General features: G+C 63.6%; 13 protein-coding genes. 7 read left to right on the plus strand and 6 right to left on the minus strand.

All coding sequences use genetic code 11. From position 1 onward, the window contains the following. Nucleotides 1–155 precede the first annotated feature (155 nt). Both EN850_RS22340 and EN850_RS22345 read left to right on the plus strand, forming a co-directional pair. The gene (locus tag EN850_RS22340; protein WP_136092290.1) at nucleotides 156–1,304 is read left to right on the plus strand and encodes an acyl-CoA dehydrogenase family protein; all 1,149 of its coding nucleotides are present in this window, start codon (nucleotides 156–158) and stop codon (nucleotides 1,302–1,304) included. 76 nt (nucleotides 1,305–1,380) lie between these two features. Beyond that, nucleotides 1,381–1,776 (plus strand): RidA family protein, encoded by a 396-nt coding sequence (locus EN850_RS22345; protein ID WP_135916832.1) that lies wholly within the window; start codon nucleotides 1,381–1,383, stop codon nucleotides 1,774–1,776. Between the two features lie 23 nt (nucleotides 1,777–1,799). Here EN850_RS22345 and EN850_RS22350 read toward each other — a convergent pair whose 3' ends face one another. Then, complete coding sequence (locus EN850_RS22350; RefSeq protein WP_135862174.1) at nucleotides 1,800–2,891, minus strand: LLM class flavin-dependent oxidoreductase; 1,092 nt, start codon at nucleotides 2,889–2,891, stop codon at nucleotides 1,800–1,802. A gap of 123 nt (nucleotides 2,892–3,014) precedes the next feature. Here EN850_RS22350 and EN850_RS22355 point away from each other — a divergent pair, with 123 nt between their 5' ends. From EN850_RS22355 to EN850_RS22370, 5 genes are all read left to right on the plus strand, one after another. Beyond that, nucleotides 3,015–3,827: an HpcH/HpaI aldolase/citrate lyase family protein gene (locus tag EN850_RS22355; RefSeq protein WP_136092246.1), complete on the plus strand. Its 813-nt coding sequence runs from the start codon at nucleotides 3,015–3,017 to the stop codon at nucleotides 3,825–3,827. A gap of 127 nt (nucleotides 3,828–3,954) precedes the next feature. Beyond that, a complete protein-coding gene (locus tag EN850_RS36430; protein ID WP_189521943.1) occupies nucleotides 3,955–4,119 on the plus strand; it encodes a hypothetical protein in 165 nt (54 codons plus the stop codon). Nucleotides 4,120–4,212: 93 nt separating this feature from the next. After that, nucleotides 4,213–5,010: an ABC transporter substrate-binding protein gene (locus EN850_RS22360; protein WP_136092247.1), complete on the plus strand. Its 798-nt coding sequence runs from the start codon at nucleotides 4,213–4,215 to the stop codon at nucleotides 5,008–5,010. A 165-nt stretch (nucleotides 5,011–5,175) separates the two neighbouring features. Beyond that, entirely contained in the window at nucleotides 5,176–5,850 is a 675-nt protein-coding gene (locus EN850_RS22365) for an amino acid ABC transporter permease (protein ID WP_127870695.1), read from the plus strand. Nucleotides 5,851–5,888: 38 nt separating this feature from the next. Further along, a complete protein-coding gene (locus EN850_RS22370; protein WP_189591202.1) occupies nucleotides 5,889–7,151 on the plus strand; it encodes a cysteine desulfurase-like protein in 1,263 nt (420 codons plus the stop codon). Between the two features lie 26 nt (nucleotides 7,152–7,177). Here the strand turns inward: EN850_RS22370 and EN850_RS22375 are convergent, their stop codons facing one another. The 5 genes from EN850_RS22375 to EN850_RS22395 form a co-directional block, all read right to left on the minus strand. Then, nucleotides 7,178–8,008 (minus strand): dipeptide ABC transporter ATP-binding protein, encoded by an 831-nt coding sequence (locus EN850_RS22375; RefSeq protein WP_127278113.1) that lies wholly within the window; start codon nucleotides 8,006–8,008, stop codon nucleotides 7,178–7,180. Beyond that, nucleotides 8,005–8,862 (minus strand): ABC transporter ATP-binding protein, encoded by an 858-nt coding sequence (locus tag EN850_RS22380; RefSeq protein ID WP_013891360.1) that lies wholly within the window; start codon nucleotides 8,860–8,862, stop codon nucleotides 8,005–8,007. The genes EN850_RS22375 and EN850_RS22380 overlap by 4 nt, the downstream gene beginning before the upstream one ends. Nucleotides 8,863–8,864: 2 nt before the next feature. Next, nucleotides 8,865–9,719: an ABC transporter permease subunit gene (locus tag EN850_RS22385; RefSeq protein WP_189591213.1), complete on the minus strand. Its 855-nt coding sequence runs from the start codon at nucleotides 9,717–9,719 to the stop codon at nucleotides 8,865–8,867. Nucleotides 9,720–9,789: 70 nt separating this feature from the next. Beyond that, complete coding sequence (locus tag EN850_RS22390) at nucleotides 9,790–10,797, minus strand: ABC transporter permease subunit (RefSeq protein ID WP_136092250.1); 1,008 nt, start codon at nucleotides 10,795–10,797, stop codon at nucleotides 9,790–9,792. A 50-nt stretch (nucleotides 10,798–10,847) separates the two neighbouring features. Beyond that, complete coding sequence (locus tag EN850_RS22395; RefSeq protein ID WP_127870692.1) at nucleotides 10,848–12,440, minus strand: ABC transporter substrate-binding protein; 1,593 nt, start codon at nucleotides 12,438–12,440, stop codon at nucleotides 10,848–10,850. Between the last annotated feature and the right edge of the window lie 54 nt (nucleotides 12,441–12,494).

Here is a 12,494-nt window from a genome sequence, read left to right on the forward strand (position 1 = left end):
GAGATTGGATGTCATCTCTGCTTTCGCCAACAGCCACCGTTGCAAAGAGAGCGCTACGGGCCAAGCTGCCAATCTCCCCCCTCGTGGGGGAGATGGCCGGCAGGCCAGAGGGGGGCGCCGTAGAGCACCAAGCTTGCTGCACAGCGGAGGCAGACATGCCTGACCGCTCCTTCCTCGCCTGGCCGTTCTTCGAAGACCGCCATCGCGAGCTCGCAGAACAACTCGACGCCTGGTGCGCCAAGAACCTCCCCGTCGATCATCACGACATCGACGCTGCCTGCCGCGAGCTGGTGGCCATGCTTGGCCGCGATGGCTGGCTGAAGCCGACGGCTGTCGACACTGACAATCCCGGCCCGCTCGACGTGCGTTCCTTGTGCATCACGCGCGAGACGCTGGCGCGCCATGACGGGCTGGCCGATTTCGCTTTCGCCATGCAGGGGCTCGGCACCGGTGCGCTCAGCCTGTTCGGAACGGCTGACCAACGGCAATGGCTGGCTAAGACGCGCGCCGGCAAGGCGATCTCCGCCTTCGCCCTGTCGGAGCCGCGCTCCGGATCCGATGTCGCCAACACGGAAATGACGGCGACCCGCCATGGCGACAGCTATGTTCTCACCGGCGAAAAAACCTGGATTTCGAATGGCGGCATCGCCGATCTCTATGTCGTCTTTGCCCGCACCGGCGAAGCGCCGGGCGCCAAGGGCCTCTCCGCCTTCCTCGTCGCTGGTGACGCCAAGGGCCTTGGCATCGCGGAGCGTCTCGAAGTGATCGCGCCGCATCCGCTGGCCCGCCTCGCCTTCGACAGGGTTCGTGTCCCCGCCTCGGCGCTGATCGGCAAGCCGGGCGACGGCTTCCGCATCGCCATGTCAGTGCTCGACGTGTTCCGCTCGACCGTCGGCGCGGCGGCGCTCGGCTTTGCCCGCCGCGCGCTGGATGAAAGCATCAAGCGCGTGGCCGAACGAAAACTGTTCGGCGCGCCGATGGCGGAACTGCAGATGGTGCAGGGCCACATCGCCGACATGGCCCTCGACGTCGATGCGGCGGCGCTGCTGGTCTACCGCGCCGCCTGGACCAAGGACATGGGCGCCGCCCGCGTCACCCGAGAGGCGGCGATGGCCAAGCTGTTCGCCACAGACAAGGCGCAGGAGGTGATCGACAAAGCGGTGCAACTGCATGGCGGCGACGGTGTCCGCAAAGGCCACATCGTCGAGAGCCTGTATCGCGAAATCCGCGCGCTGCGCATCTACGAGGGCGCTTCGGACGTGCAGAAGGTGGTGATCGCGCGGCAAGTGATGGGCGCGGCCTGAACAGGTCGTGACCACCGACTGGATTGTTTTCGACACGGATATTGCGGACCCGATATTGGATAGGCGGAGAGACGACATGCACGAGATCCTGCAGCCGGAAGGCTGGGCAAAACCCGTCGGCTACGCCAATGGCGTGGCGGCGCGAGGCAGGCTCGTCTTCGTCGGCGGCCAGGTCGGCTGGAACGGGCAATGCCAGTTCGAGACCGACGATTTCGCCGGCCAGGTGCGGCAGACGCTCCAGAACATCGTCGCCGTGCTGGCCGAGGCCGGCGCGGAGCCACGGCACATCACCTCGATGACCTGGTATTTTACCGACAAGGCCGAATATCTCGGCAACCTCAAGGGGATCGGCGAGGCCTATCGCGAGGTGATCGGCCGGCATTTTCCAGCAATGGCCGCCATGCAGGTGGTGGCGCTGGTGGAGGACCGCGCCAAGGTGGAGATCCAGGCCACCGCCGTTATTCCGGAATAAAGAATTCGCATCCCCGGAATATCTTATTCGCGAAGGCCGGCTTGCCTGAGCAGCGGCAGCACGTGGTCGCAGAAGTAAGGCAGTTCCTGAGTGTAGTTGACGAAGGACAGGGCGATGCCCTGATAGCCGTGCGCGGCAATGGCGGCCATGTCGGCGGCAATCGTTTGCGGCGTTCCAACCAGCGGATAGGTGCCGGCGCCGCCGGCAAAACGCTGCCGGTATGCGTCATAGGCATGCGGGTCATGGGATTGCGAGAATTCCTTCTTGCCGGCCATATGCGCATCGACCGCCTCGTGATCCGCCAGATCGACGGCATAGCGCCTGTAATAGGCCTGCGCCTCTTCCATGGTCGGGCGGCAGACGACATGTGCCACGGTGTAGACGCCGACCTCCCGGCCAACCTTGTCGGCCCGCTCGCTGATGTCGGCGACATGCTTGCCGGCGTCGGCCATTTCGGAGAAGGTCGTAAACAGATAATCGCATCTGGCGGCGGCGAAATCGCGGCCCGGGCCGCCGAAAGCGGCGTTCATGGTCACCGGGCGCGGAAGCTGCAGGCTGGCCGGCCGGCTGACCGCCTCCTTGAGGTGATAATAGGTGCCTTGATACTCAAGCGGCTCCGCCGACGCGTAGAGCTTCTCCAGTATTTCGATCCATTCGGCCGCCTGGTCGTAACCCTTCTCGACCAGCGGTGTGCCGAACATGCCGAATTCCTTCGGGTTCCAGCCGCAGACGATGTTCAAACCGGCACGGCCCTGGCTGATGTGGTCGACGGTCGCCAGCGCTTTGGCGGCATAGAGCGGGTGCACAAGCGGCACGTGCACGGTCATGAACAGGCCGATACGGTCGGTGGCCACGCTGAGCGCCGCCGCCCAGGTGAAGGTCTCGAACGACGATTCACGCACCTTGTTGCGGCCGCCAAAGCCACGCCAGCGTGCGATCGGCAACATGAACTCCAGCCCGGCGCGGTCGGCGATCTGGGCGGCCGTCAGATTGTCCTGCCAGCTCGCCGTCCAGCGCTCCGGCACATCCGATATGGCAAGACCGCCATCGGCGTTGGTCGAGAAGACGCCAAGCTTGAGTTTGTTGGAGCCGTGCAACGGATGTGCTTTGATCATCTCGGGAACTCGCGGGCGGGAGGCCGTAGGCTAGGCCCGCGCGAAAATATTTCAAGCCTGAAATAGCTTCGCGTCGCACTGGTTTGCCGATATGAACTTGGCGGGATGAGAGAAGGGATCGGCATGAACGAGTTCCGCCAGAAATGCATCGGCAAGACCAGCCTCGTCGGGTCCTTCTGCGCCATTCCGCATCCCGTCGCGGTCGAGGTGATGGCGCTGTCCGGCCTCGACTTCCTCTGCATCGACTGGGAGCACGCGCAGATCTCGCGCGACATCGTCGAAACGATGATACGCGCCGCCGATGTCCACCGTGTGCCGGCGATGGTGCGCGTTCCCGGCCATGCGCCCGAAGCCATCCAGGCGGCATTGGACAGCGGCGCGCAAGGCGTGCTGGTGCCACGCGTCTCGACACCGGCCCAAGCTGCGATGGCGGTGACGGCATCGCGTTATCCGCCGCTGGGCGAACGCGGCGTCGGACCCGGCCGCGCTGCCGGTTATGGCTATCGCATTCCCGAATATCTGGCCGGCGCCAATGACAGGATCGTCGTGGCGGTCCAGGTCGAAACCGCTGAGGGGTTGGCCAACATCGAGGCGATCGCCGATGTCGACGGCGTCGACGTGATCTTCGTCGGCCCCGGCGATCTCTCCGTGTCGATCGATGCGATCGGACCGAAGGGCGCCGACAAGCTCGCGGCTGCGATCCGCAGGATCATCGGCGTGACGATCGCGCACGGCAAGACCTCCGGCATATTTTGCGCCAGCCCGCAGACCGTCGGTCAATGGGCAACCGTCGGCGCCAGCTTTTTCGTCCTGGCCAGCGACACGATGTTTCTCGGCGCGGGCGGCGCGGCCAATTATGCCGCCGCCCGGGTGGAACTGGCGCGGGAAGACCCGCGCTATCGCCCGGTCGAGCAGCAAGCCGCGAAACTTTTTTAAGCTTAAAACTTTTGCCTTGAAAAGCGCCGCACTTTGGATAAGCATTCAAGATCGATGGCGACTGTCGGGCTGGAGGGTTTCCGGGCAGCTCATCGCGGGTGCTCCGGGTTGGAGGGGTTTCAGTCCTTTGTCGTTTGTGCTGCCCCAGTCATCGTCCAGCGCGCGCTGTGCCTTCGATCGCGTTCGCGCCCGGATCCGCGACCTGCATACCGAGACCAACCTTGCCGTGCCTGCGCGTGAAGGCGACCGCGACCAGATCGCGGCCACGGCCGAGCGCATGCTCGCCACATGAATTGACGCCCCGCTGGGAGGCGGGACGGCAACAAACCGTGCGGGGCAGCCCGCCCGATCAACAACCAGAGGGAATACCCCAGAGGGACCACCAATGAAGCTCAACCGTCGCAATCTCATCCTTTTCGCCGCGGCAATCGGCATCGCCGCTGGGCCGGCAACCGCCTTCGCCGCCGATGTGCTCAATGTCGGCGCCTACCCGACCAACCCGCCCTTCGAATACAAGAACGAGAGCGGCACGTTCGAGGGTTTTGAAGTCGACATCGTCAACGAGGCGGCCAAGCGCGCCGGCATGACCACCGACATTGCCGATCTCGGCTTCCAGGCACTGTTCGCCGCGACCACCTCCAAGCGCATCGACGTCGCCATCTCGTCGATCACGATCACGCCGGAGCGGCTGAAGTCGCAGTCCTTCACCCAGCCTTATTATGATTCCGACATGGGCATCGCCACCAAGACCGACAGCCCGATCAACGCCGAGGCCGACCTCAAGGCCAAGATCGTCGGCGTGCTCTCGGGCTCGACCGGCGAGACGTGGGTCAAGGCGCACCAGGAAGCCGACGGCTTCAGCGACGTGAAAGGCTATGACACGCAGCAGAACCTTTTGCTCGACCTCAGCGCCGGCCGCATCGACGCCGCCGTCAGCGACATTCCGGGAATGCAGTACTCCTTCACCAAGATGAAGGACCTGACGGTCAAGCAGCGCATCAAGACCGGCGAGCAGTACGGCCTGATGATGACCAAGGATCATCCGCTGCTCGGCAAGCTCAACGATGCGCTGACGGCGATGAAGAAGGACGGCACGCTGGCCGCGATCCACAAGAAGTGGTTCGGCAGCGACGCCCCGGCCGATTCCTCGACCGTCAAGGAAATGCCGCTGCCCAAGGCCTGAGCGGCGGCCGACAGGACGGAAGGCGTGCCGGCTCCAAGAGGGTCTGCACGTCCCGTTTTCACGCATTAACCTTCCCGGGACCAGCATCCGTTCGGCAAAGCCGATCTTGATGTTCCGGGTCGGGCTCTGGCGTCAGATGACGCAACACCGTTCGGGAATGCTCTGATGTCGCTGATCGACACTTTCTTCAACGCCGACGTCATCGCGTCGAGCCTGCCGGCGCTGCTGCGCGGCTTCCTGAACACGCTGCTGCTTGGCCTGCTCAGCATCGGTATCGGCATTCCCATCGGCCTGGTGATCAGCCTGTTGCGGCTCTACGCACCGAAGCCACTGCGCTGGCTGGCGGTCGGCTACACCGACATCTTTCGCGCCTTGCCGGTCCTCGTCGTGCTGATCCTGATCTACTACGCGCTGCCGTTCCTCGGCATACGCCTGTCGTCCTGGGCGTCGGCGGTGACCGCGTTCGCCATCATCATGTCGGCCTATTCGGCCGAAGTGTTTCGCTCCGGCATAGAGAGCATTCCGCGCGGCCAGTTCGAGGCCTCGCAGGCGCTTGGCCTGCCGTTCCTTTTGACCTTGCGCAAGGTGGTGCTGCCGCAGGCGGTGCGCGTCGTCATCCCGCCGATGACCAGCAACTGCGTCTCGATGTTCAAGGACACTTCGCTGGCCTCCACCGTGGCGCTGCCGGAACTGCTCAAGGAAGCGACCAACGCACAGTCGCTCTACGCCAACCCCTCGCCGCTGATCGGCGCCGCACTGGTCTATCTCATCTTCCTTTGGCCGATGGTTCGTCTCGTCAGCCTGCTTGAAGCCCGCTTCAAGGACGAGAAGGCCCGCTAGCCACCTACCACCCCGCAAGCACTTCGCAGGAGATACAATTGAGCAATCCCCAGGCCACTGGCGGCTTCCCCGTCGACACCATCCGCGCCATGTTCCCCGCCCTACAGCGAGCCGGCGATTTCATCTTCATGGACAATGCCGCCGGGGCACAGATTCCGCAGAGCGTGCTCGACGCGGTGACCAACCACCTTGTCTCACACAATGTGCAGCGCGGCGGCCGCTATGGCCGCAGCGTCACCGTCGATCAGTCGGTCGCCGATGCTCGGACAAGCGTCGCCCTGCTGATCAATGCCTACAGCCCGGCGGAAATCTGCTTCGGCATGAACGCCACCTCCTTCATCCGCCTGGTCAGCCTCGGCATCGGCCAGATGCTTTCCGAGCGTGATGAGATCGTCGTCACCGACATGGACCATGATGCCAACATCGCCACCTGGCTGGCGCTGGAATCCGCCGGCGCCAAGTTCAAATGGTGGCGCATGCGCGAGGATGGCAATCTGCATGTCGACGATCTCAAGCCGCTGGTTTCGGACCGCACCCGGCTGGTCGCCTGCACGGTGACGGCGCACTCGATCGGCTCGATCGTCGATGTCGCCTCGGTCGCTGACATCGCGCATAGGGTTGGCGCCGAAGTGTTCCTCGATTGCGTGCATTACGGACCGCACGGGCTGATCGACGTGCAGGCCTGGGATTGCGATTATCTCGTCTGTTCCGGCTACAAGAACTTCTCGCCGCATATGGGTTTCCTCTGGGGCCGCTTCGAGACGCTGAAACGCCTGCCGACCTTCCGCGAGGATTTCATCCCGGACGAGCCGCCCTACAAGGTCGAGGCCGGCACATTCATCTACGAGAACGTGTCGGGCATGGATGCCGCCGTGCAGTATCTTGAACTGATCGGCCGCAATCTCGCCCCCTCCAACAACCGCTCGCGGCGCGACAACATCGTCGCCGGCATGGGCGCCATCCGCGACTATGAGTTGCTGCTGGCGCGCGAGATGATGGGCGTGCTGAAGGCCTGCGGCGCGACCATCTACGGTGTCGCCGACGAGGCCCGCCTCAACGAGCGCGTGCCGACCTTCTGCTTCAACATCGGCAAATTGTCGCCGCAGCGCATCGTCGAGGAAATGGCCGAGATGCAGATCGGCATCCGCGACGGCCATATGTATGCGCCCCGCCTGATGAAACGCCTCAACCTGTCGATGGACAGCGGCGCCATCCGCGCCTCGCTGGTGCATTACAACACGGTCGAGGAGATCCAGAAATTCGGCGAGGCGCTGCGCGCTGTCATCGCCAAACTGTCGTAGCCGGATGGGCCGTGCCTGACCTCCGGTCAGGCCGCCTTTTTCTTCGCCAGTCTCGCTTTAATGCTGGCGACGTCGGCGCGCGGCGTGGCGGCAAACAGCGTCCTGGTGTAGCTGTGCTTGGGGTCCGAAAAGACCTCGTCGCGCGAGCCGTATTCGACGGCCTCGCCGAAATACATCACCATCACATCGTCGGCGATGTAGCGCACCACCGACAGGTCGTGGCTGATGAAGACATAGGTCAGCTGGAATTCGTCCTGCAGGTCGGCGAGCAGGTTGAGTACCTGCGCCTGCACCGATAGATCAAGCGCCGAAACCGGCTCGTCCAGCACCAGCAGACTGGGGTTCAACATCAGCGCACGGGCAATGGCGATGCGTTGGCGCTGACCGCCCGAGAACATGTGCGGATAGCGGTTGTAGTGCTCATGGCCGAGGCCGACCTTCTTCAGCATCTTCATGGCAAGGTCGCGCCGCTCGGCCGCCGGCTTGTCGGTGTTGATGAGCAGCGGCTCGCCCAGCACGTCGCCGATCTTCTGGCGCGGATTGAGCGACCCGTAAGGGTTCTGGAAGACGATCTGCACCTTGCGGCGCATTTCCTTGGTCAATCCGCCTTTGGCGATATCGACCTTGTTGCCGTCGATGAAGAGCTCGCCCGACGTCGCGGGATCGATCAAGGTGATGATGCGGGCGAGCGTGGACTTGCCGCAGCCGCTTTCACCGACGATGGCGAGCGTCTTGCCCTTGTCCACGGTGAAGGAGACGCCCTTGACCGCATGTACGGTGCGCGGCCCGGTGAACAGGCCACCGCCGATATGATAGTCGCGAACGATGTTCTTGCCTTCGAGGACCGTGGTGCTCATGCCGAAGCTCCCGCCGCCGAGGGGGCCGGCTCGAACAGCATGTCGGAAACGGTCGGCAGCCGGTCGCCGACGGCGTTTTCCGGCAACGCCGAGAGCAGCGCGCGCGTGTAATTGCTCTTGGGCGATTCAAACAGCGACAGCACGTCGGCCTCTTCCATCTTGCGGCCCTTGTACTGAACGATGACGCGGTCGGCGGTCTCGGCCACCACGCCCATATTGTGGGTGATCATGATCAGGCCCATGCCGTATTTGGCCTGCAGCGAGACGAGCAGATCGAGGATCTGCTTCTGGATGGTGACGTCGAGCGCGGTCGTCGGCTCGTCGGCGATCAAAAGCTTCGGATTGCAGGCAATCGCGATCGCGATCATGACGCGCTGGCACTGGCCGCCGGACATCTGGTGCGGAAACGAGCTCAGCCGTTCTTCCGGATCGGCAATGCCGACCAGCTTCATCAACTCGATGGCGCGCGCCCGGCGCTGGGCGCGGTCCATGCCCATGTGGAAGCGCAGCACCTCCTCGATCTGGAAGCCGACCGTGAAGCACGGGTTGAGGCTGGCGATCGGCTCCTGGAAGATCATCGAGATGTCCTTGCCGACGATCTTGCGGCGTTCGGACGGGCTGAGCTTCAACAGGTCGACGCCGTCGAAGGCCATGCGGTCGGCCTTGACCGTCGCGGTGTTGGGCAACAGCCCCATGACCGCCAGCATCGACACCGACTTGCCGGAGCCGGACTCGCCGACGATCGCCAGCACCTCGCGCGGCTCGATCGAAAGGTCGATGCCTTGCACGGCCATGAACGGCCCGGCGGCGGTGTCGAAGGAAACGGTGAGGTTCTTGATCTCGAGCAGCGACATGCTCACGACCTCTTCAGCTTGGGGTCGAGGGCGTCGCGCAGGCCGTCGCCGATCAGGTTGATGGCAAAGACGGTGATCAGAATGGCAAGGCCGGGGAAGGTCACCACCCACCAGGCGCGCAGGATGAATTCGCGCGCTTCGGCGAGCATCGTGCCCCATTCGGGTGTCGGCGGCTGCGCGCCCATGCCGAGGAAGCCAAGGGCGGCGGCCTCGAGGATGGCGTTGGAAAAGGACAGCGTCGCCTGCACGATCAGCGGGGCGATGCAGTTGGGCAGGATGGTGACCAGCATCAGCCTGAGATGGCTGGCGCCGGCGACCTTGGCCGAGACCACATATTCGCGGGTCTTTTCCGCCATCACCGCGGCGCGGGTGAGCCGGGCGAAATGCGGCTGCAGCACGAAGGCGATGGCGATCATGGCGTTGACGAGGCCGGGGCCGAGCACCGCGACCAGCACCAGCGCCAACAGCAGCGATGGGAAGGCCAGGATGATGTCCATGATGCGCATGATCAGCGTGTCGACCCAGCCACGGCAGTAGCCGGCGAGCAGGCCGAGGATGACGCCGGAGATCAGCGCCGTGGTGACGACGACGAAACCGATGGCGAGCGAAAAGCGCGAGCCATAGATCAGGCGCGACAGCATATCGCGGCCGACGGCGTCGGTGCCGAGCAGGAACTGCGCGTTGCCGCCCGCCTGCCAGGCCGGCGGCGTCAGGAAGAAGTCGCGGAACTGATCGTCAGGCGAATGCGGCGCAAGCAGCGGCGCGAAGATGGCGACCAGGATCAGCAGGGCGAAGACGAAGAGGCCGATCACCGCGCCCTTGTTGATCGAGAAGTAGTGCCAGAACTCGGCGAACATCTGCAGCCGCGCGTCCTGCGGTTTGACGACGGTCGCGGCTTCGATGGTGGCTGGGCCTTCATTGGTCATGTCAATTCGCCCGGATACGCGGGTTGATGACGGCGTAGAGCACGTCGACGATAAGGTTCACCGACATGACGATCAGCGCGATCAAAAGCAACCCGCCCTGCACGGTGAAATAGTCGCGCTTGGAGATGGCGTCGATCATCCACTTGCCGATGCCCGGCCACGAAAAGATGCTCTCGGTCAGGATGGCGCCGGTGAGCAGCGTGCCGACCTGCAGGCCGATGGTGGTGACGACCGGGATCAGCGCATTGCGGAAGGCATGCAGGCCGATGACACGGCGCGGCGCCAGGCCTTTGGCGCGCGCGGTGCGAACATAGTCCTCACCCAGCACTTCGAGCATAGCCGATCGCGTCTGCCTGGCGATGACCGCCAGCGGAATGGTGCCAAGCACGATGGTGGGCAGTATGAGGTGCGACACCGCCGAGCGGAAGGCGCCCTTCTGCCCCGAGATCAGGGAATCGATGGTCATGAAGCCGGTCACCGGCTTGAAGAAATAGAGAAGGTCGATGCGGCCGGAGACCGGCGTCCAGTGCAGCGTACCGGAAAACACGATGATCAGCAGCAGCCCCCACCAGAAGATCGGCATGGAATAGCCGGCGAGCGCGGTGCCCATGGTCAGTTGGTCGAACCAGGAGCCACGGCGGATGGCAGCGAAAATGCCGAAGGCGACACCGAAGATGACGGCGAAGATCATGGCGAAGATGGCGAGTTCGACCGTGGCCGGGAACCGCACCAGGAAATCCTTCAGCACCGGTGTCTTGGTCGAAAACGAGGTGCCGAAATCGCCGCTGAGGATGTTGGTCAGGTAGGTCAGATACTGTTGCCAGATCGGCAGGTCGAAACCGAACTGATGCATCAGCGTCGTGTGGCGTTCGGGCGACAGGCCACGTTCGCCCGCAAGCACCAGCACCGGATCACCGGGCAGGATGCGCACGAAGCCGAAAGCGAGGATGGTTATCCCGATAAAGGTCGGGATGATGAGGGCGAGCTTGCCGAGGATGTAACGCAGCATGGCGGGCGAGGTGGGGCGGCGCCCTGTGGCGCCGCCCCGTTTCGCGAACCTTATTCGGCGATATCGACGCCGTCAAAGCGATGGATGCCGAGCGGATCCATCGCAAAGCCGGAGACGGTCTTCTGCATCGGCATGAACACCTTGGAGTGGGCGAGCGTCGCCCACGGTGCCTGCTCCTTGAAGATGACCTGCGCCTGTTCGTAGAGCTTGGTGCGCTCGGCCTGATCGGAAACCGTCTTGGCCTTGTTGATGAGCGCATCGAAGTCCTTGTTGCACCATTCCGCGCGGTTGTTCGAACCGACGGACGCGCAGCTCAGGAGCACGCCGAGGAAGTTGTCCGGATCGCCATTGTCGCCGGTCCAGCCGACGATGACGGCGCCGTCGTGATCGACCGCCGAAGCGCGCTTGAGGTATTCCCCCCAATCGTAGCTGACGATGTTGACGGTGACGCCTACCTTGGCGAAGTCGGCCTGGATCAGTTCGGCGGTGCGGCGCGCGTTCGGCATGTACGGGCGCGACACGGGCATGGCCCAGACGTTCATCTTGAGGTCCTTGACACCGGCCTCTTCAAGCATCTTCTTGGCCGCGTCCGGATCGTACGGATCGTCCTTCACGTCCTTGTTGTAGGACCACATGGTCGGCGGGATCGGGTTGATCGCCACCTGGCCGGCGCCCTGGAACACGGCGTCGATAATGGCCTTCTTGTTGATGGCCATGTTGAGCGCCTTGCGGACGCGCACGTCGTCGAACGGCTTCTGCTGGGTGTTGTACATCAGCGCGCCGACGTTCAGGCCTTCCTGCTCCGCGACCGTCAGGTTCGCATCAGCCTGCAGGCCGGCGATGTCGGCCGGTGCCGGATACGACATGATGTTGCATTCGCCGGCCTTCAGCTTCTGCGCGCGAACCGCCGGATCGGTGGTGATGGCGAACACCAGATCGTCGATCTTCTGCTTGCCGCCCCAATAGTCCGGGTTGGCCTTGTAGCGGATGGCGGCGTCGGTCTGGTAGTCGACGAAGATGAACGGGCCGGTGCCGACCGGCTTCTGGTTGAACAGTTCAGGCGTCTTGTCGGCCTGCAGCTTGTCGGCATATTCCTTCGAGACGATCGAGGCGAAATCCATGCCCAGCGTCGGAATGAAGGTGATCGCCGGTTCCTTGAGGGTGAACTTCACCGTCAGGTCGTCAACCTTCTCGACCTTGGTGATGTTGTCGCCGAACTGATCATTGTAATACTGATAGGCGATGCCCGGTATGTACTGGAACCAGGGGCCGTTCTTATCGACCTGGCGCTGGAACGAGAACACCACGTCGTCGGCGTTCAGGTCGCGGGTCGGGGTGAAGTAGTCGGTGGGCGCGAACTTGACGCCCTTGCGCAGCTTGAAAGTATATTCCTTGCCGTCGTCGGAAATGGTCCAGCTATCCGCCAGGCCGGGCGAGACCGAGGTCTTGCCGTGATCGAATTCGACGAGGCGGTTGAAGACGGTACGCGAGGACGCATCGAACGTCTGTCCCGCGGTGTACGGCGCCGGATCGAAACCTTCTGGCGACGCCTCCGCGCAGTAGACCAGAGTTTTCGCGTTGGCCACGCCGCCCAGGACGCTTGCAGCCAGCAACGCGGCTGCAAAAGTCAATTTCTTCTTCATTGAGCACTCCCTGATGTTCTTCCAAGCCCCTCTATCAGGCTCGCGAAGCGCGCA

This window comes from Mesorhizobium sp. M8A.F.Ca.ET.207.01.1.1, from assembly GCF_004794715.1.
Classification (GTDB): Bacteria; Pseudomonadota; Alphaproteobacteria; order Rhizobiales; family Rhizobiaceae; genus Mesorhizobium.